The sequence below is a fragment of the Bacillus sp. BK450 genome (assembly GCF_004364885.1).
In the GTDB taxonomy this organism is placed as follows: domain Bacteria; phylum Bacillota; class Bacilli; order Bacillales; family Bacillaceae; genus Bacillus; species Bacillus safensis.
On the sequence record NZ_SOBQ01000005.1, the window covers coordinates 66,532 to 88,101 of the forward strand.

Consider the following 21,570-nt stretch of genomic DNA (forward strand, 5'->3'; position numbering starts at 1 on the left):
AAGAACCTGACGGCATTTTCAGCGTAGAACCAAACCTGTCATGATCTGTTCAAAGCTCATTGCTAAGGTTTTAAAAAAATTAGTCAGGAAAGATACCGCTTTCTTAGAAGAAGATCGTGCGAAGCGGTGTGGCAATAGTAAAGGAGAAGATGTATTAAGATGCAAATTGATAAATTAAGGGGCAAAAGCTTAGATCAGTTATTCAACTCCATCTTATCCCTTAAAGACCTGGAAGAATGTTATCGATTCTTTGATGATTTATGTACCATCAATGAAATCCAATCTTTATCACAGCGTCTTGAAGTAGCGCGTATGCTTCGCGAGGGAAACACGTATCATAAAATTGAGACGGAAACAGGTGCAAGCACTGCAACTATCTCACGTGTCAAACGCTGCTTGAACTACGGAAACGATGCCTATACGATGGCACTTGACCGCGTAGCAGAACAGCAGGAAAATAACGAAACAAAATAAAGCAGCTTTCACTGTAAACAATCCTTTTTACGAAAAATGGACTTGTTTGCAGTTTTTTTATGAAAAGGCGGGCAGGGGCTGATAAAGTGTCCCTGTTTTTTACTTTAGCTCGCCAATAAACCATCTTTCTCCCTCATAGGAGATGCCATCTTCGCTTGAGATGATTTCCTTAAACTCTACTAAATGCAAACTTTATACGAAAATGTCAATAAAAAAGGCGCGTTTTCGCACCTTTTCGAGCTAGACAGATGGCTGTGTGCCTGAGAACATCGGAACTTCGCTTGTTTCACCATTCTCTTGTCTAAAAATAATATGTTTTTCATTAAAATGAATAGGCGATTCTATTCCCGCAGCTGCGGATAAGTTAAACAAACCTTCTCTAAGAGACAGGATATAATTGCATACTCGGTATTTTTTTTCTTCAATCGATAAACCCTTTTGCAGCTTTGGATCAGTCGTGGCGACCCCGACCGGGCATTTATTCGTGTGGCAGACTTGGGCGCGAATGCATCCGACTGAAAACATGAGACCTCTGGCAATATTCACAAAGTCAGCTCCCATTGAAAGGGCAATCGCAATTTTATCAGGCGAGAGAAGCTTGCCAGAAGCAAAGAGCTTCACCTGATCTCTGACCCCGTAATCTTTCAATATTTGATGAACCATGGGGAGTGCCGTGAAAATCGGAAGCCCTGCGGAATCTGCCAATTCATGAAAGGACGCCCCTGTACCGCCTTCTCCGCCATCCACTGTAATGAAATCAGGGTGTTTCCCGCTTTTTTTCATATAGCTGGCAAGCTCTTCAATATTTTCTTTATGTCCGACAACAAGTTTGATTCCAACTGGCTTTCCGCCTATACTCCGAAGTTGTTCAATGAAATCAAACATGTCAGGAATGGAGTGGAACATCTCAAAGCGGTTTGGGCTGTCAATGGATTGGTGAGGCGGTAATTTACGGATATTCGCTATTTCTTCCGTTACCTTTTCGCCGTCAATATGACCGCCGCGTGTTTTTGCTCCTTGTGCCAGCTTGAGTTCAAAGGCTTTGACTTCCTCGTGTTCGCTTTTTTTCTTGAATTCTTCAAAGGAAAATGCGCCATCCTCTGTTCTAACGCCAAATAAACCGGGCCCAATCTGGCAAATGATATCTGCGCCGCCTTTGAGGTGATAAGGAGAAAGCCCGCCTTCACCTGTGTTCATCCACGTCCCGCCGGCCATTTTTAATCCTGAGGATAGAGCTGTAATCGCCCTGTCGCCTAAGGAGCCGTAGCTCATGGCAGATTGACCGATCAGTCCTTTCACATGGAAAGGCTTTTGACATGTGTGTTCGCCAATGACTTGCACATCCTCTTGATGGAGAAAGTAAGGATTTGCTTCGACTTCTTTGAAACGTTCACTTCTTCGCAGTAAATTGTCTTGATCAATCTGATACACTTTTGTTTTGATTTTTTCAGATTGATCGATTCGTAGTTCATCTCGCTGCTTTGGAAACAGGACGTTTCGAATGTAATAGCCTGGCTTGTCAAAATCACGTTTTGATCCAAAGCCCATCGTCCGGCTTTTGTACTTCCCAGACATGACCGCCTGCTCGTATTCTCTTCTTGAGAAGGGCAGCTCCTCTCGGTCATTCAGAAACAGATATTGGCGAAGCTCAGGTCCTATTTTTTCAAAGATAAACCGCAGCTTTCCAATGACCGGATAATTTCGCAGAACTGAATGTTCCTCTTGTTTTTCATCCCTCATCCAAATCCAGATCAATAGAATGATTGGGATGATCAAACAAATGACTAGCAATGCGCCGATGACAATTAAAGTTGTTGTCACGAAGATCCCCTCTTTTCTCTTTCATTGCTGTTGTTATTCCACTTTTTAATGAAAGAGAAACCACACCAGCATATTGTGACGTTTAGAAATGAAAAGGCGGGGTAACTTACAAATAAGATCATAAGGGGAGGGAACATACATGAATAAGCGTCCAAATGCGTATGTACTTGCAGGATTAGGGGTTGGAGGAGCTGTGTTATTAGCGGTAAAAAATAAACAGCATCTGAAAAAATGGGCAAGCATGTTCCGGTCAGATGAAAAGATTCCTGAAAAAGCCGGCCACCCAGATCCATTAGATATCCAAGACAACAAAATGGTCGACGAAGGGGCCATGACATCCGTCCATTATTTTAATGAAGTGAGACAATAGTTTGAAAAAACCGTTTTGAAAGATCAAAACGGTTTTTTTCTTGTGATGTTATAGCGAAGAGGATCGACAATAGTAAAACCGATCAGCTCATTGTGATCAGGTGTTGAGAATTGGAGTTCAACGCCTGACAGTTGATAGTTGAGAGAATTTCCTGATTCGTCAAACGTAAAGAAAGATCATCCTCATAAACCGGTACGTTCCGCAGGACCTTGGATTCTTCTGCAAATAACTCCAAGCCAGCCACTCGGCCCTCTTGATCGATATCTACATTGACACATTCATTGACATCTAATTCAATGGTTTCTTTGATTTTCATATGCTCCGCTTGCGGGGTGATATAGATGTATCCGATGTCTATATTTTGTTCATATGTGATCGTTCTTTTCAATGGGGTCACCTGCTTCATTTTAATTTTAACTGTAGCTAATTAACGAGATTTGAAATTATGAATGGGTATCGAAGATAAATTAAAGAATATCAATTATTATAATAAACTAAAATTAAGAACATAGCAGGATGTGCAACGAATGTATATTTGTATATACTTTAAAGGGATAAATTAACTATATTGGAGATGAATTATAAATGGCGGATTTGTATTTTTTTGAAAAAATGTCTGAACTGAGCCATATAGTACTTGTGTTGTGCGCATATGCTTTTTATTGGAGACTTAAGAAAACTAGAAATGAGAGGAAGCTCACTAATTTTGAACTTTTTCTAAAATATTTTATTTTATTTGGAGTATTAACTTGGGGAATCTCATTTGTGGTTTTAACAGTCTCATAATTCTGCGAAAAAAGTTGAATTAGCACTATTTATGTAAAAACAACTTATTTCTACCTTAAAACGAAAAATAAACTAACACTATATGTTATTATCAAAAATGACCATAAAATCAAATTTATGGTTTTTTTGTAGGTTATTTTAAGGAAAAGGGGAGTTTATACATTGATGAAAAAATTATTTGTATTCACATTGGCTTTATTACTTTCTATTGCAACAATAGTGCCAGTAGCATCAGCTGAAAATTCAGTAAATCCTGAGGCTGGATTGAAAGGGTTAACAAAAGAACAAATTGAAAAATCTGTAGCTGAAATAGAGTATATCTTTACTAAAATTCTAGTATTTGATGACAAAGCAGGTTATGTTGTTAACGAAAAGGAATTAGAAAAAGCTTCATACCCAGTTTATCAAAAAGAAGGCATGATCGCTTTTGCGAACTATATGAATCAACAAAAAGGTATTGCTACTACACAAAAAAACACTGTTCAACGTTGTCTTGAAGATGCTCTTGGTATAACCAAGGGGGCTTTAAATCAGGTTCAAAAGGCTATTGAAAAAGGTGAATGGTTAAGTGTTCTAGGGTTCCTAACTTTAACTGGAATTGCGGTATCACCTCCTGTATTATTTGGCTTTTTCTTGCTATGTGGTGCACCAACAGCACAAGTTGCTCCACTTGAAAAATAAAAAAACTGTGTTCATTTATTAAGAAAGCAGATGCTTAGCATCTGCTTTTTTGTTTCTAAATCTTTAAATTACGCCACCCATTTTCAAAAGAATGAAACTTTTAGCTAAAGGAGGTTACCCATTTTTTGCAGACACTGATTTTGTTATAATATTTAAATGGAATGAAACGAATGGAGGAACGTTTTCATGTATGATGTTACCGAGTGGAAGCATGTCTTTAAACTCGATCCAAATAAAGAAATTTCCGATGAACAGCTAGAAGCGATTTGCGAATCTGGGACGGATGCCATATTAATTGGCGGAAGTGATCATGTGACAGAGGACAACGTGCTTCAATTGATGTCAAAGGTCCGCCGGTTTCTAGTGCCATGTGTGCTCGAAATCTCCACACATGAGATGATTGTGCCTGGCTTTGATCTGTATTTCATCCCGACCGTTTTAAACAGCTCTCACCCTGACTGGATTGTTGGGCTCCATAAGGACGCGATGAAGGAATTCGGTGATTTGATGTCAATGGAAGAGATTGTGCCTGAAGGTTATGTCATCTTAAATGAAGATTGTAAAGCGGCCAAGCTCACAGAGGCAAATACAGCGCTGGATATCGATGACGTCAGGGCATATGCAAGAGTGGCAGAGCATTTGATGAAGCTGCCCATTTTTTATCTGGAATACAGCGGAACGCTTGGAGACATAGAGCTTGTCAAAGAAACAAAAGCAGTGCTTGATGAAACAGTTCTTTTTTATGGCGGCGGCATCGAGAACGCTAAGCAGGCAAAAGACTTCTCCCAGCATGCAGACGTCGTGGTTGTAGGAAATGTCATTTATGACAATTTCAAAGAAGCATTAAAAACAGTGGATGCAGTCAAAAAGTCATCATAGTCAAATAAGACGAAACGGGTTAAAATAGAACATAAGTTCGAATTGGCGGTGAATGGAATGAATGAAATATCGAATCATCTATTAGAAGGGCTGAATGACGCACAGAAAGAAGCAGTCAAAGCAACAGACGGTCCTTTATTGTTGATGGCAGGAGCAGGAAGCGGGAAGACACGGGTGCTCACACATCGAATTGCCTACTTAATGGCAGAAAAGCATGTGGCGCCGTGGAACATTTTAGCGATTACATTTACAAATAAAGCAGCACGTGAAATGCGTGAACGTGTCCAAGCTATTTTAGGGCCTGGCGCTGATGACATCTGGATCTCTACGTTCCACAGCATGTGTGTCCGCATTTTAAGACGTGATATTGACCGCATTGGTGTGAATCGCAACTTCTCTATTTTAGACACATCTGACCAGCTTTCAGTCATCAAAAACATTTTAAAAGAACGGAATATCGATCCTAAAAAGTTCGACCCGCGCAGTATTTTAGGATCAATCAGCAGTGCAAAAAACGAACTCATTGACGCAGAGGAATACGCCAAAACAGCTGGTGATTTCTATGATCAAGTGGTCAGCGATGTCTATACAGATTATCAAAAGCGTTTACTCAAAAACCAATCACTCGACTTTGATGATTTAATTATGATGACAATTCGTCTGTTTGAGCGCATTCCTGAAGTATTAGAGCACTATCAGCGGAAATTCCAATACATTCATGTGGATGAGTATCAGGATACGAACAGAGCACAGTACATGCTTGTGAAACTGCTCGCGCAGCGCTTTCAAAATATATGTGTTGTCGGTGACTCGGATCAGTCTATTTATCGCTGGCGCGGAGCGGATATTACAAACATTCTCTCCTTTGAAAAAGATTATCCATCCAGTGAAGTGATTCTGCTTGAGCAAAATTACAGATCGACGAAACGCATTTTGCATGCCGCAAATACGGTCATTCAAAACAATGCAAACCGGAAGCCGAAAAATCTTTGGACAGAAAATGATGAAGGAGCGAAGATTGCCTATTATCGTGCAGATAATGAATTTGGTGAGGGTCAATTTGTCGCAGGAAAGATTCGTCAGCTTCATCAGAGCGGAAAGCGCAAATTATCCGATTTTGCGATCCTTTACCGGACAAATGCCCAGTCTCGTGTCATAGAGGAAACGTTAATGAAAGCCAACATTCAATACAACATTGTCGGCGGCACAAAGTTCTATGACAGAAAAGAGATCAAGGACATTTTGGCATACTTACGCCTAGTGGCAAACCCAGATGACGATATTAGTTTTGCACGAATTGTCAACGTACCAAAGCGCGGAATCGGTGCGACATCTGTTGATAAAATTGCAGCATATGCGGAGATGAATGACCTGTCTATGTTTGAAGCACTTGGTCAGGTGGATTTCATTGGACTGAGTGCACGTGCAGCCAATGCGCTTGATGAGTTCAAACAGCTCATTGATCAAATGACGAACATGCAGGACTATTTATCTGTCACTGAATTAACAGAAGAAATTCTAGAGAAAACAGGCTATCGTGAAGCGCTGAAGCTCGAAAAAACGATTGAAGCACAAAGCCGCTTAGAAAATATTGACGAGTTTCTATCCGTCACTAAGAACTTTGAAGAACAAAATGAAGACAAGTCACTTGTGACCTTCCTGACAGATCTCGCCCTCGTCGCAGACATTGATAAGCTGGATGAGAATGAAGAAGAAGATCAGGATGCCGTCATCTTAATGACACTTCACGCCGCAAAAGGTCTAGAATTCCCTGTTGTTTTCTTAATGGGAATGGAGGAGGGTGTCTTCCCGCACAGCCGTTCATTAATGGAAGATGCAGAGATGGAAGAAGAGCGCCGCCTCGCTTATGTTGGCATCACACGGGCTGAAGAAGAGCTTTATTTATCAAGTGCAAAAATGAGAACACTTTTCGGCCGGACAAACATGAACCTTGAATCTAGATTCATTCGAGAAATACCAGCCGATTTATTGGACAACCTAAATGAGAAAAAAGAAACAAAAACACCGTTTGGCCAAACAAGAGAAAGACCGCAAAGACGGGGACCTGTCTCACGTCCGCAAACACAAACGATTCAAAACACAGGCGGCGGCAGTATTGGCTGGGCTGTGGGCGATAAAGCGGCCCATAAAAAATGGGGCGTTGGTACGGTTGTGAGTGTGAAAGGCAGCGGAGACAGCACAGAGCTTGATATTGCGTTCCCAAGCCCTACAGGCATTAAGCGTCTTCTCGCAGCATTTGCACCAATCGAGAAGCAATAAACTGATAGGACAAAACGGATGAATTGAAAGGAAGAAGCAGATGGATAAAGAAGCAGCGAAACGCCGGATCGAGGAACTGCACCAGATTTTGAATCAATACAACTACGAATATCATACACTTGATCGTCCAAGTGTTCCTGACGCTGAATATGATGCGCGGATGCGTGAGCTGATCTCTCTGGAGGAAGAACACCCTGACTTAAAAGCAGCGGATTCTCCTTCACAAAGAGTAGGCGGCGCTGTTTTAGACGCCTTCCAAAAAGTGCGTCACGGCACACCGATGCTCAGCCTTGGGAATGCGTTTAATGAACAGGACCTTCTTGATTTTGACCGCCGAGTTCGTCAAGCAGTCGGTGACGATATCGCATACAATGTCGAGCTGAAAATTGATGGACTCGCTGTTTCTCTCCGTTATGAAAATGGCGTGTTTGTCCGAGGAGCGACACGCGGAGATGGAACAACGGGGGAGGATATTACAGAAAATCTCAAAACGATTCGTTCCATCCCGCTTAAAATCAAACGCCCTCTGTCGATTGAAGTGAGAGGCGAGGCATTTATGCCAAAACCTTCTTTTGAAGCATTAAATGAAAAAAGAATTCAAAACGAAGAAGAGCCGTTTGCAAACCCGCGTAATGCGGCTGCAGGTTCACTTCGTCAGCTTGATACGAAAATTGCAGCGAAACGAAACCTTGATATATTCGTCTACAGTATAGCGGAGCTTGATGAAATTGGTGTTGAAACGCAAAGCGCAGGACTTGATCTTCTCGACGAACTTGGCTTTAAAACAAACAAAGAAAGACGGATGTGCCAAACGATCGAAGAAGTCATCGACCTTATTGAAACATTAAAAGTAAAGCGTGCCGATTTTTCATATGAAATCGATGGAATTGTCATTAAAGTCGATTCACTGGCTCAGCAGGAAGAACTCGGCTTTACAGCAAAAAGCCCGCGCTGGGCGGTTGCGTACAAGTTTCCGGCTGAAGAGGTCGTAACGAAGCTGCTTGATATTGAACTAAGCGTCGGGCGAACAGGCGTGATTACACCAACAGCGATTCTTGAGCCTGTCAAAGTAGCAGGGACGACAGTGCAGCGTGCATCTCTTCATAATGAAGATTTGATCAAAGAAAAGGATATTCGCTTGTTTGATCAAGTGATTGTGAAAAAAGCCGGCGATATTATTCCTGAAGTCGCAGGTGTCCTTGTCGATCAGCGTACAGGCGAAGAAAAGCCGTTTCACATGCCAACTGAATGTCCAGAGTGTCGTAGTGAGCTGGTGCGAATCGAAGGCGAAGTGGCCTTGCGATGCATCAATCCAGAATGTCCTGCCCAAATACGTGAGGGACTCATTCACTTCGTTTCCCGTAATGCAATGAATATTGATGGGCTTGGCGAGCGGGTCATTACACAGCTCTTCAAGGAACAGCTAGTCTCTCGTGTGTCCGACCTTTACCGTTTAACGAAAGAAGAGCTCATTCAGCTTGAACGAATGGGCGAAAAATCTGTCGACAATTTACTGCGTTCAATTGAGCAGTCGAAAGAAAACTCTCTTGAGCGTTTACTATTTGGACTCGGCATTCGATTTATTGGATCAAAAGCGGCAAAGACCTTGGCGATGCATTTCGAAAACATCGATCAATTAAAGCAAGCAACGAAAGAACAATTACTTGAAGTCGACGAAATTGGTGAAAAAATGGCTGATGCCGTCGTCACGTACTTTGAGAAAGAAGAAATACTCGATCTGCTGAACGAACTAAAAGAGCTTGGAGTCAATATGACCTATACAGGACCGAAGCCGGTAAAAGCAGAAGAAAGTGATTCCTACTTTGCAGGAAAAACCATTGTGCTGACAGGAAAGTTAGAAGAAATGGCGCGAAACGATGCAAAAGCAGCGATCGAAGCGTTAGGCGGCAAACTGGCAGGCAGTGTGAGTAAAAAAACAGACCTAGTCATTGCCGGAGAAGCAGCGGGGAGTAAGCTGACAAAGGCAGAAGAACTCAATATTGAAATTTGGGACGAAGCTAAAATGCTCGAGGAGCTAAAGAAATAAGAGGAGTGTTTTCTATTGAAAAAGTTGTTATTGCTGCTGACAATGCTCACACTGGTATTGTCAGCGTGTGCACCTTTTGGGGGAAAGGAAGAGGAAGAGGTCACACAAAAAACGGATGAAACGAAGGAAACAAAGGAAACAGCCATCATCCCGATGTACAATATCTCAGACTCCTATTACAAAATGGTGCTGCCGTTTAAACAAGGAGCTGCGAGAGGTTTAACAGCGGAGCGTCTCAACACACGCTTGGACATTGATGAATTTGAAACAGGACTCATGCGTCTTGCAACAGAGTCATTTAATACAAACGACTATCTTTTCCAAGAAGGACAGCATTTAGATGAGGACACCGTTCTCAGCTGGCTGGCACGCAAAAAAACAGGCAGTGATCTGAAAAAGGCAGAAAAAGATGATAAAGACTTTAAGAATCTAGGCTTGAATCCTGCTCTTCCAAACTCAGGTTCAACAAAGTCTAAAAATGAAAATAGTCCCATCTACTTAGCTTCGATGCTAGAGCATAATTACTTAATTAGAAAAGATAAAAACAGCTTACAGCTTGGCGGAGTTGTCATTGGTCTTGCACTGAACTCTGTTTATTATTACCGTGAAAAGATCGGTGACCCTCAGCAAGAGGTGACCATCGATTCATCGAAAAATTCAAAGAAACTTTTGGCAGAGGGTGAAAAAATCGCTGAACAAGTGATCAAGCGCATTCGTCAAATGGACGGTCTGCAAAAAGTGCCTGTCATGATTGCCCTTTATAAGCAAGCACCAAAATCATCTATCGTTCCAGGTAACTTTATCGCCAAAACGGATGTGAAAGCAGGCTCCGCTGATATCGGAAATTGGGATACGATCGATGAGGAGAATGTATTCTTCCCTTCAGATAATGCGAAAAGCAGCTACAAAGATGATTCAGAGCGATTTGACCGCTTCAAGACAAAGGTCGAAGACTACTTCCCGAATTACACTGGTGTTGTAGGAAAAGGCTTTTACAAAAACGGCAACCTGCAAAAAATGAAAATCGAAATTCCAATGCAGTTCTATGGAAAAACGGAAGTCGTAGCCTTCACACAATATTTAACCGGTGAAGTCATGGATTACTACAAGAGTACCAATATCGAAATCAACATTACATCTTCTGATCAACAAGAAGCCTTGATTACGAAAAATGCTGAAGACAAAGAACCGACTGTTCATATATATGACTAAATAAAAACCGCCTTTTGGCGGTTTTTTAAATTAGTAAAAATGTATCAAATTATGAAAATATTGTTATAAAAAGTAGAAGTGTAGAAAATAATGTATTATTATGGGTGATAATGAAGAGAAAATGGAGATAAATATGAAAAACAAATCATTTTACTTTTTATTAGGGGGACAATCCCTAGCTAATTTCGGGGATTCACTATATGTCCTCGTTCTGACCATCCTGACATACCAATTAACAAATTCTACACTAATTGCTTCAATGGTGGCTGTCTCCCAGTTTGTTGGACAAGCACTTGGAGCGGTACTCATTCCGTTCTTTATGTATCAATTTAAGCTGAAAAGACTCATTATCTATTTGCAAATGTGTCAAATTGCTTTCTTCGGTTGCTTGATTTTCATTTATATTTTACAACTATCAACATTTACTATTCCTCTCTTTTTTATCATTGTATTTTTCCTTTCTTTGATAGATGGGGGAACCATTCCTGTTCGAAATTCGATGATCCCGCGTTTAGTAGAAAAGAACTTTTTACTAAAAGCCAATAGCTATATCTTAACTTCTGACCAAATTGTCCTTTTACTAGGATGGCTTTTAGGAGGGCTGTTTATTGGCATTCTTGGACCGCAGTTTCTCCTCATTACGACACTTGTTTTATATAGTTTGTCGCTCATATCTATGCTTTTTATCATTGATACTGGGGCTGTAGCTAAACAAGAGCAACAGTCTGAATCATTTGGTACACGAATCTTTTCTGGCTGGAAGATCATGTATGAAAAGCCAACCATTCGAACATTAACGATTTTAGAAATGCTGTCCATGAGCGGCAGAAGTATCTGGACTGGTGCTATTATTCTTGTGTATGTCACTGAAGTCTTACACCAGCCTGAAACATGGTGGGGCTTTATTAACGCAAGCTATTTTGGCGGAACCATTCTAGGCGGTCTGCTCGTGCTGCGGTTCGCAAAGCATGTGGAACAGCGTTTGTTTGATCACATTTTTTACAGCTCGGTGATCGTAGCTCTGCTAACCCTGTGCTTAGGGTTGAATCATTCAGCATGGATGAGTTTATTGTTTGTCTTTTTATTAGGGCCGGCTTTTCAGCTTCGCAGTATTTCTATTCGTACCTATGTACAAGATACACTGAGTCAAATTGAATTGCCTAAAATACTATCAGCTCAACATACACTATCGACATTTATATATGGAATGTCCATCCTCGTTATGAGCACCATGACCGATCTCTTTGGGGCAAGAGTCGTCTTTTTTATCAACGTTGTCCTGTTTACTGTGTCGGCTTTCCTAGCGTCTAGATTAAAAAATGAACAAATTTAGACAGTTTATCTCAATTATTTACAAAAATACCATTATGTGATTTAATAAGTTCGTAGAAATGTTAACTATATGAAAAGTAGAGGTGGCGTAATTGACTAGTAGTTTAGTATATTGGCCATTAACACATCCGCAGCGGCGCGTGATGAACATGGAAACATTTTATCCAGAAACACCAATTAATCATATTGGCGGTATTATTTTCGTCAATGGGCCGTTGCAGCTCAATAAACTGAAGCAGGCCATTGCAACATGTATCATGACGACAGAATCTCTTCGTCTCAAGCTAGTAGAGAAAGATGATGAGATGCTTCAATACGTTGATCCAAACGCTGATCATCATATTCCTGCCTATGAGTTTTCCACAATTAAAGACATGCTGGAATGGGCTGAAAAAGCCTTCAAAACACCATTTCAATTACTAGAAACCTCTCTCGCCGAATTTGCTGTATTAAAAGTCGGTGAACAACAATCCGGTTATTTCATCAAATGCCATCATACAGTAGCAGATGGATGGTCGATGAAAGTAATCATCGATAAAATTAGCCAGCTTTACACTGCTCTTACACAAAGCTCCTCTATCGAACAAGAAGCAGACAATCATTCTGTTTTTATTGATAAAGAATCAAAATATATGAACTCCCCAAGATTTAAAAAAGATCAGCAATTTTGGAAAGAAACATTATCTGATGTGTCTGATAGTTATTTGGTACAGGGAACTGACCAAATCAAAGGCCATCGGCAAAGCCATTACCTTGATCGACAACTCTCAGAACGAATCTATGAATTTATAGATACCCATCATTGTTCAATCAACTCTTTATTTACTTTAGGACTCTTCGTTTACTTGCATAAAAGATACCAGCAAAAAGATTTTATTATTGGGACGCCAGTTCTCAATCGTTCCGGGCAAAAGGAAAAAGCCACGTCCGGTATGACCGTTAGCACAATGCCATATCGAATGAAGATGAACCCTCATTTATCTCTATTAGAAAGTTTGTCAGACGTTCAAAAAAGCTATAAGACTTACTTCCTGCATCAGCGTTATCCCTATGACGCACTTGTCAAAGATTTAGAGCTTGCAAAGGCAGGATATGATCAGCTTTTTCAAATCTATATCAACTCCTACAGCACAAATATGGTGCAGGAGATGGAAGGATACAAAGTGGAATACATGGAGCTTTACAATGGATTCCAGCCATATGGCTTGCAAGTAGCTGTGAAAGAATGGGATGAAAAAGGGCAAATCGAGCTGCAATATGACTACAAAATCTCAGATTACAGTAATGAAGACATCAACTTTCTGCATGAAAGGATGCTTCTTTTTGTCGAGAACATACTTACCCAGCCCAAGCAGCTCTTAAAAGACGTACTGCTTATGACAGAGGAAGAGGAACATCGAGAGCTATATCAATGGAACGACACAGGCGTGCTATTCCCACAAAAGCAAAAAATTCATGAATTAATCACAGACATGTCAAAGACTTCTCCTGATCGAATCGCGATTCAGGACGGCTCTCATATCATGACATACGGTGAACTTGAGAGAAAAACCAACCAAATGGCGCATTTCCTGCAAACACATGGCTTACAGAGACATGACTTTGTTGCAATATGTATGAATCATTCACCAGAACTGATTGTACTATTGCTGGGGATTTTAAAGGCTGGAGGTGCATATGTACCGATTGATCCTGAGTATCCGCAGGAACGCATTCAGTTTATTTTGGATGACAGTCAGGCAAAGCTGTTTTTTACAGATCATGCATCTGCATACCATTTTAATGGTGATACGTACAATATCTACAACGTGTGGGATCAGTTGGATCCGTATGATGTGGAACATTCATTCATTGGAGATGATGAAGACGTCGCATACATGATTTATACGTCTGGTTCTACAGGACAGCCAAAGGGAGTGATGATTGAGCATCAAAGCTTAGTGAACTATATCATGTCTGCCAAAACAAACTATACAGATTCAGAAGATGACCATTTTGCTCTGTATTCGTCCATTGCATTTGATCTAACCATTACCTCCATTTATACGCCATTGGTTATTGGCAGTACAGTAGTCATCTATCGTCAAGAGGATCAGCCAGGCTTTTTATTAGAACATATTTTGTTTGATCAAAAAGCAAAGGTGATCAAGCTGACACCAGCTCATATGGCACTGTTAACAGATGCTGCACTGTCTCAGTCAGTGGTTAAACGGATGATTGTAGGAGGAGAACAATTATCGACTTCTTTGGCTAAAAGAATTACTGAGGCAAGTGATGGAAGGATATCCATCTTTAATGAATATGGACCAACTGAAGCAACCGTTGGCTGTATGATCCATCAGTTCCATCAAGATGATGGCGGGACATCGGTGTCAATTGGAGTGCCGATGCCGAATACAGAGATTTATCTTTTAGATGAAAATCAGCAAGTGGTGCTGCCAGGGACGATAGGAGAAATATATATTTCAGGCGCGGGTGTTGGAAGAGGATACTGGCAAAGACCTGATTTGCAGAAATCACGTTTTCTGCCCAATCCATTTGTAAGTCATCGCCGCATGTACCGAACCGGTGACATTGCGAAACGTGCAAGTGATGGAAAGATTGAATACATTGGCCGGATTGACCATCAAATCAAGCTTCGGGGCTACCGGATAGAGCTGGGTGAAATCGAACTTGCGCTTATGGCAATCGATGAAGTGGATAAAGCAGCTGTCATTGATCTAACTGATGAATCTGGAGAAAAACAGCTGGCTGCTTATATTGAATTGAAAGATGAAGAGCTAACCTCCTTTTTACTAAGGAAGAAATTATCAGATCAGCTGCCAGCTTATATGGTACCTGCCTATTTTGTTGTATTAAAAGAACTCCCGCTTACCCAAAATGGAAAAATCAATCGGGCAGCACTGCCTGATCCATTGTTGTCTCAAGTGGAAACAACTGTTGAATGGTCGAAGGAAACAGCGGACATTGAAGGGATGATAGTAGACACAGCAAAAACCATCTTAGGGCATGAAAAGGTAGAACCGGCTGATCATTTTTATCAGCTTGGCGGCGATTCCATAAAGGCGATTCAATTTATTGCGAAGTTAAAAGACAAAGGACTCTATTTAAAAACCAAAGATCTATTTACTTATCCTATTTTTAGAGAAATGGCACAAGTCGTTCAGCAGGAACCAGTCTTACATATCTCACAAGAACAGGCTGTGGGCGATGTGAAATCGATCCCAATCATCGAATGGTTTTGGTCACAGAGGTTAAAAGATAAACATTTCTGGCATCAATCTATCATTGTTCATTCAAAGAAAAAGATGGATGAAAGAATCGTGCAGAGTGCTTTAAAAGAGCTGGTCATTCATCACGACGGATTAAGGTTAAAAGTACATGAGGCGACAAACACCCTCTATTATGATGAAAACATTCAGGATATCCCGCTGACGATACACGATTTTACGGCATTGTCAGAAGAGAAGGTGGAAGAAGCGCTGCAAGAAGTAGGATGTCAGATCAAGCAAAGGACTCATCTTTATCAAGGACCATTGATTCAGGCAGCGCTTTGTCAAACTGCTTCTCAATCACATCTCATTTTTGCCGCCCATCATCTTTTAGTTGATGGTATGTCTTGGCAAATTCTTGTGGAGGATTTGATTCAATTATTTCATGCAGAGAAGGGTTCAGCAGAAGTGCTTCCGCCAAAAACTCATTCATATCAAACATTTACAGAGCGGGTTAACGAGTATGCAGTATCAGAAGATGTAAAAGAGGCGTTCAACTATTGGAAAAATGCGGTGCAGGGTATTCAGCCTCTGTATCAAGTTTCTTCTAATGAGGGATATGTCAAAGACGAAGTCAAATTAACGAAGGCTTTATCAGTGGAGCTCACGGATCAATTGACCAATCAAGCGAATAAAGCGTACCAAACGCAGCCTCACGAACTGTTAATTTCAGCCTTAACGCAAGCCTGTTATCAGCAAACGAATCAAAAACGGATTTCTCTGGAATTAGAAGGTCATGGCAGAGATGCTGTGGAGGAAAATATTGATGTATCTAGAACGTGCGGCTGGTTCACCACCATGTATCCTGTGAATGTTCATGTTTCTGAATCTCTCTCAGATCACATACGGGCTGTCAAAGAAACGATACGTGAGGTGCCGAATAAAGGTGCAGAATATGGGCTGTTGTCACTCATCAATAGGCAGCTTCCTGATCATTCAGCGCCGCAATTACGGTTTAATTATTTAGGTGAAATCGATCAGGTGCTTAAACAATCATCTGATTATGAGATGTCTTACTTTACATCGGGGATTGATTCGTCATTGGATAATCCGTTAACAACCGTCATCGATATGGTCGCTACCATCAAGGGCGGTCAGCTGATTTTCCATCTTTCTTTCAGCGAAAAACAGCTGTGTGAAACAGATATGATGCAGCTATTGCAAGAGATAGAACAGCAAATTGAGCGTATGGTACAGCATTGCTTAGAACAAGAAGGGATCGAATTTACACCGTCTGATTTTGAAACAGTTGATATGTCTCTTGAAGAAATGGATTCATTATTTACATGAGGAAAAATCAGCATGTTATCTACATTTCATTTTTGTTAGCTGTCTTATGGATAAGCTGCTTTGCCGGGGGGGCACATGCAAAAGCAGTGATTTCATCTAAAGCCATTGATCAAGTGATAGAGGAACAGATGGAGCTTGGGCGCATTCCCGGCATGTCCGTTGTGGTTGTGAAAAAAGACGAAGTGGTGTACCAAAAAGGGTTTGGCTATGCGGATCGAAAGAAAATGAAGAAAGTGACAGCCAGTACTTTCTTTGAAATTGGTTCTACATCAAAGGCGTTTACCGCTCTTGCTATTGTGGAGTTAGAAAAGCAAGGGAAACTTCATTTGAAAGAACCGGTGAGCAGCTATATTCCAGGCTTTTTTCCAACATACCATGGAAAGCCTCAGCGTTTGACGGTGGAGCAATTAATGCATCACACAAGCGGCATCCCCTTTCAATCCATTGCGCTTATCCAGCCAGATCATGCAAAAGATGCGCTAAAGAAAACAGTCCATGAACTGAAATCAATTGAGCTCCATCACAAGCCTGGCAGCTCCTTTGAATATGCCACCATCAACTATGATGTTCTTGGTCTCATCATTGAAAATGTGACAGGAACGTCATATGAGGCATATATGAAAGGACTGTTTAAAAAGCATCATCTTAACCAAACAGAAGCTGGGCTAAAACGCATGAAATCTAGTGTTGTTTCAGAAGGATTTAAACTGCATTTCCTTATTCCACATGCTTATGAAGCACCAGAATATCGAGGCAACACCCCTGCAGGCTATATTGTGATGAATAATCAGGATGTGGGGACTTGGCTGCAATATCAATTGACCGATTCAACTTGGTCTCGTTTTGTAAAAAATCCTGATCAGTTAACTGTGAAAGTCCCAGAAGAAGGGGAGCATGTCTATTACAATGCCGGCTGGTATATAGAAAAAATGCATGGGCAGGTGGAATCATTATTTCATGCTGGATCTAATCCGAATTATTCGTCATTTTTTCTGATCCAGCCAAAAGAAGACGTTGCTATCGGAGTGTTAGCCAACATGAATAGCAGCTACACAGAGAAAACGGCACGTCTTATTGCCAAAACGATGACGGGTACAAATGAAGAAGCAGAGTCATCCATGGATCCATTTCAGCTCATTGATCAATTGAGTGTGGCAGCCACATGTCTTTTTATTTTGCTGCAAATAGTGTCAGTCGTTCGTTTTATCAAATGGAGGAAACGTGTAAGAAATGGCGTTCTGGTTCGCAGGCACATTTCACTTGGCGTATGGCTGAAAAGTATTGGCTGGGTACTGCTCCTAATTGGGATATTGCTTCTGCCAATGATTCTTTCGCAACTAGCCTTTAAGGGACTGCCTTGGAAAATGACTTTTGTATGGGGACCTTTCTCTCTTATTGAATTAGCGATTTCTTATTATTTGTTTTTCATTTGGTTTTGTACGATTGGTTTCATCAAAGGATTTATGGTGACATCTACTGCTGGAAAGAGAGGACAAGAAGATGACCGTCAAACAGATTTCAGGCATTCATCCTTATAATGATTTGTTTTATCGCAGCTGTTTCTTCAATTGCTTTTTTCCAATTGTGATGCTGCATGGTCAAGAAGTCGCTCCATATTTATTAAATGATCAATTTGCATATCGACTTACAGAAGACGGTTTGCTGCAGATTGACTGGATGTCGGCACACGATCCAGAAAAGATTATGAATTTACAGGGCATTCAAGTTGAAAAAATGACGCATTGTACCAATCTCATTGAAAACGTCAAACAAGATGTGAGGCGTGACCGCCCGGTGATTGTATGGGTAGACCCTTACGTTCAGCGAGGTAGAAAAGAGTATTTGACAACACATAGCCGTCATTCGATTTTAATCACGGGTTTTCATGAAAATCAGCAAACCTTTCAGGTATTAGAGAATCGTCATTTAGATAATTTGTCGTATGAGCATCAAGTCCTGTCATATGGAGATGTGCAGAAAGGGTATGATACCTTTCATGATCATTTTCAGCCGAATGATCAATTCCATTCCTATGCGGCCTTCCACTTTGATCCGGTCAAGGTCTCGACTGAATTATTTGATCAAAAAACGGCTTATTTCCTGAGAAATATGCATGGTCAGATTGACGCAATCGAAAAAGGAATTACAGCTCTTGATACATTTTATGAACAGTTTCCTCAATGGGATGATATCGAGAAGCTCGTAGCATCTTTCAATCAGATCATCAATACGAAGAAAGTAGAGATGTATCGACTGAGACTCATAAAAGGCGATCTACCTGAGCTGTTTCAATGGATGGAACGTATTTTAGCAGAATGGGAGAAAGCGAGGCACCAGGCAGCAAAACTCTTTTTTTCAGGGGAAATGTCTAGTCGGTACCAAGCCAACATGAAAGCTTCCTTACAACAAATCATCCAAGATGAAAAAAAATGGCTGGAAATGTTGAAAATCAAATGCAAAAGGGAGTGTGGCGTGTCGTGAAGTTATTTTGCTTACCGTACGCAGGTGGAGCAAGTACCGTATTCAGTAAGTGGAAATCATATATAGACCGGTCTATAGAAATTCATGCCCTTGAACTCCCTGGGCACGGGACAAGAATGACAGAGCCTGTGCTGACAAATTTACAGCAAGTCGCAGATGATCTTTATCTACAGGCGTCCTCTTCCTTAAAAGAAGGAGAACCCTATGCCATTTTCGGTCATAGCATGGGAGCTGTACTTGCATACGAATTACAAAAAAGAATGAAAACAAGATTAAACAAAGAGCCTGGCCACGTTTTTTATTCTGGACGCTTTCCACCACATATTCCAGAGAAGAAAGTCTATCATCAGCTGTCAGATGCCAAATTAAAAGAGGCGATTGTTGCGATGGGGGGCGTTCCTGAGGAACTTGCCGATAACCATGCAGTGCTTGATTTCTTTCTGCCGATTTTAAGAGCAGATTTTCAGCTTTTGGAGACTTATCAGTGTGATGAAGTCGTTCCAGCTGCATGCCCAATTTCTATTTTTTATGGTACTCGTGATCTGCCTTCTGTGCTGTTTGATTTAGACGATTGGGATCAATATACAAGCAAAGATTGTGCGTTTTTTGAATTCGATGGAGATCACTTTTTTATTCATTCATTAACAAATGAAGTCGTAGAAAAAATCAATGTCATTTTAAAGCGAATTGGAGTGTTGGAGAAATGAACACGAAGCACGTAGGCGTGATTGGAGCAGGTGTGATGGGGGCTGATATGGCATTAGACCTTTCAGCAAATGGCTATCAAGTCACATTGGTTGATGTCACAGAAGAAAAACTAAACGAAGCACTAGAAAAGATCAAGAAAACCTATCAATTGGTGCAATTTGTGAGAAAAAAGAAAATCTCATTGTCCTTAGAAGACGTATTGTCTCAAATTCAGCTATCGACTTCATTTGAAGGCTTACATGACGCACATATCGTCATTGAAAATGTGACGGAAGATTGGGAGATAAAAAAACCCATTTATGAAGAGCTGCGAGATATTTGTTCGAAAGAAACCATCTATTTTGTAAACACGAGCTGCATTTCCATTACAAAGGTAGGGTCCCTGATGCATCATCCTGAAAAAGTTATTGGTGCACATTTTATGAACCCTGTTCCTCTTAAAGCGTTAGTTGAGGTGATTAGAGGAAAAGCAACTTCTGATGAAACAGTTGAAACGGCAAAAGGTTTCTTGAAATCCTTTGATAAAACACCTGTTGTGGTGCATGATCTTCCAGGGTTTGTTTCCAACCGTGTGCTCATGCTGACAATCAATGAAGCGATTTGGGCGGTGCAAGATCAAGTCGCGACACCAGCTGATGTCGATAAAATTTTCCGCGGGGGCTTCGGCCATAAAATGGGGCCGCTTGCGACAGGAGACTTAATTGGGCTTGATACGATTTTGAATTCATTGCTTGTTTTATACGAGAGCTACAAAGATCCGAAGTTCCGCCCATGTCCTCTGCTTGTCAAAATGGTCGATGCTGGTGAGTATGGCAAAAAATCAGGTAAAGGCTTTTTCCAATATGACATGTGAGAGGAGAAAAACAAATGGCTAAACAAATCAAGTGTGTTGTCTGGGATTTAGATCATACATTATGGGATGGAATTTTACTTGAATCAGATGAAGTGACGTTAAAGCCATCGATGAAGGAAGTGCTAACAGAGCTAGATGAGCGCGGTATCCTTTTATCCATTGCAAGCCGGAATGATGAAGCTGCTGTGAGGGAAAAGCTCTCCGCCTTTGGGATCGAACATTTCTTTCTCTATCCAGAGATTCATTGGAATGCCAAATCTAGTTCATTAGAGAGAATCAGCGAGCGCTTAAATATTCATAAAGATACCATTCTCTTTATCGATGATCAGCCATTTGAACGAGAAGAAGTGAAGGCAGTTCATCCAGAGATTACTTGCTGGGATGCGGTGGATTATATGACATTGCTCACAGATGATCGACTGCGACCAGCTTTTATCACAGAGGATGCAAAACGGCGCAGAGAAATGTACATGGAAGCAGATCAAAGGCAGCAGGAAGAAGAGAAATATGAAGGGCCGCCTGAAAAATTTTTGGCCTCTTTAAATATGAAATTCGTTATATCAGAAGCAGGAGAACAAGATCTCCAGCGAGCCGAAGAACTTACCGTTCGAACCAATCAATTAAATGCAAGCGGGAAAACCTACGATTATGCAGAGCTTGATTATTTCCGTCAATCAGACAATCACTTGCTTCTCGTCTGTGAACTTGAAGATAAATTCGGTTCATATGGAAAAATAGGACTCTCTTTAATAGAAGAAACAGGTGATACATGGCATGTCAAACTACTGCTTATGTCTTGCCGTGTTATGTCACGTGGAGTCGGGACCATTTTACTGACAACGATTTTGCAAGAGGCGAAAAAGAGAGGAAAACGGCTTGTAGCTGATTTTAAACAAACCGATCGAAACCGCATGATGTATATCACTTATAAGTTTGCGAATTTCAAAGAGATCGAGAATGGGGCAGATGGCTATATTTTGTTCGAAAACGATTTAAGCATGATTCAGCCCTTCCCAGAATACGTAGATGTCAACATTGAGATAAAGCAGAAGGACCCTGCCAAATAAAAAAGCGAAAAGCGAGG

16 protein-coding genes are annotated in these 21,570 nt (G+C 41.0%); 14 read left to right on the top strand and 2 right to left on the bottom strand.

Annotated elements, in window-relative coordinates:
* The first annotated feature begins 159 nt into the window (after window positions 1-159).
* A complete protein-coding gene (locus EV579_RS15995) occupies window positions 160-474 on the top strand; it encodes a YerC/YecD family TrpR-related protein (RefSeq protein ID WP_024424524.1) in 315 nt (104 codons plus the stop codon).
* A 240-nt stretch (window positions 475-714) separates the two neighbouring features.
* Here EV579_RS15995 and EV579_RS16000 read toward each other — a convergent pair whose 3' ends face one another.
* Window positions 715-2,295, bottom strand: a complete 1,581-nt coding sequence (locus EV579_RS16000) for an FMN-binding glutamate synthase family protein (protein WP_133744821.1) — start codon at window positions 2,293-2,295, stop codon at window positions 715-717.
* Window positions 2,296-2,434: 139 nt separating this feature from the next.
* Between EV579_RS16000 and EV579_RS16005 the strand changes: the two genes are divergently transcribed.
* On the top strand, window positions 2,435-2,665 hold the full coding sequence (locus EV579_RS16005) for a hypothetical protein (protein WP_003214314.1): 231 nt from the start codon (window positions 2,435-2,437) through the stop codon (window positions 2,663-2,665).
* Window positions 2,666-2,747: 82 nt separating this feature from the next.
* Here EV579_RS16005 and EV579_RS16010 read toward each other — a convergent pair whose 3' ends face one another.
* Window positions 2,748-3,053, bottom strand: coding sequence for a DUF2283 domain-containing protein (locus EV579_RS16010; protein ID WP_243837436.1), 306 nt, complete (start codon window positions 3,051-3,053; stop codon window positions 2,748-2,750).
* Between the two features lie 563 nt (window positions 3,054-3,616).
* Here EV579_RS16010 and EV579_RS16020 point away from each other — a divergent pair.
* The 12 genes from EV579_RS16020 to EV579_RS16075 all read left to right on the top strand — a co-directional run bounded on the left by EV579_RS16020 (window position 3,617) and on the right by EV579_RS16075 (window position 21,553).
* Entirely contained in the window at window positions 3,617-4,132 is a 516-nt protein-coding gene (locus tag EV579_RS16020; protein WP_133744822.1) for a hypothetical protein, read from the top strand.
* A gap of 186 nt (window positions 4,133-4,318) precedes the next feature.
* On the top strand, window positions 4,319-5,011 hold the full coding sequence (gene pcrB / locus EV579_RS16025) for a heptaprenylglyceryl phosphate synthase (protein ID WP_056767551.1): 693 nt from the start codon (window positions 4,319-4,321) through the stop codon (window positions 5,009-5,011).
* Between the two features lie 57 nt (window positions 5,012-5,068).
* Window positions 5,069-7,291 (top strand): DNA helicase PcrA, encoded by a 2,223-nt coding sequence (gene pcrA / locus EV579_RS16030; RefSeq protein WP_024426683.1) that lies wholly within the window; start codon window positions 5,069-5,071, stop codon window positions 7,289-7,291.
* Window positions 7,292-7,331: 40 nt separating this feature from the next.
* Window positions 7,332-9,338, top strand: coding sequence for an NAD-dependent DNA ligase LigA (gene ligA, locus EV579_RS16035; protein ID WP_025092635.1), 2,007 nt, complete (start codon window positions 7,332-7,334; stop codon window positions 9,336-9,338).
* A gap of 15 nt (window positions 9,339-9,353) precedes the next feature.
* Window positions 9,354-10,550, top strand: a complete 1,197-nt coding sequence (locus EV579_RS16040; protein WP_024426681.1) for a CamS family sex pheromone protein — start codon at window positions 9,354-9,356, stop codon at window positions 10,548-10,550.
* Window positions 10,551-10,683: 133 nt separating this feature from the next.
* Window positions 10,684-11,883: an MFS transporter gene (locus EV579_RS16045; protein WP_166644708.1), complete on the top strand. Its 1,200-nt coding sequence runs from the start codon at window positions 10,684-10,686 to the stop codon at window positions 11,881-11,883.
* A 91-nt stretch (window positions 11,884-11,974) separates the two neighbouring features.
* Window positions 11,975-16,444 (top strand): non-ribosomal peptide synthetase, encoded by a 4,470-nt coding sequence (locus EV579_RS16050; protein WP_133744824.1) that lies wholly within the window; start codon window positions 11,975-11,977, stop codon window positions 16,442-16,444.
* Window positions 16,445-16,530: 86 nt separating this feature from the next.
* Entirely contained in the window at window positions 16,531-17,982 is a 1,452-nt protein-coding gene (locus EV579_RS16055; RefSeq protein WP_243837437.1) for a serine hydrolase domain-containing protein, read from the top strand.
* Window positions 17,945-18,925 (top strand): C39 family peptidase, encoded by a 981-nt coding sequence (locus EV579_RS16060; RefSeq protein WP_133744826.1) that lies wholly within the window; start codon window positions 17,945-17,947, stop codon window positions 18,923-18,925. Before EV579_RS16055 ends, EV579_RS16060 begins: the two co-directional genes overlap by 38 nt.
* Complete coding sequence (locus EV579_RS16065) at window positions 18,922-19,632, top strand: thioesterase II family protein (protein ID WP_133744827.1); 711 nt, start codon at window positions 18,922-18,924, stop codon at window positions 19,630-19,632. Before EV579_RS16060 ends, EV579_RS16065 begins: the two co-directional genes overlap by 4 nt.
* A complete protein-coding gene (locus tag EV579_RS16070; RefSeq protein WP_024424537.1) occupies window positions 19,629-20,486 on the top strand; it encodes a 3-hydroxyacyl-CoA dehydrogenase family protein in 858 nt (285 codons plus the stop codon). The genes EV579_RS16065 and EV579_RS16070 overlap by 4 nt, the downstream gene beginning before the upstream one ends.
* A 14-nt stretch (window positions 20,487-20,500) precedes the next feature.
* Window positions 20,501-21,553: an HAD-IIIC family phosphatase gene (locus tag EV579_RS16075; protein ID WP_133744828.1), complete on the top strand. Its 1,053-nt coding sequence runs from the start codon at window positions 20,501-20,503 to the stop codon at window positions 21,551-21,553.
* Window positions 21,554-21,570: the final 17 nt, after the last annotated feature.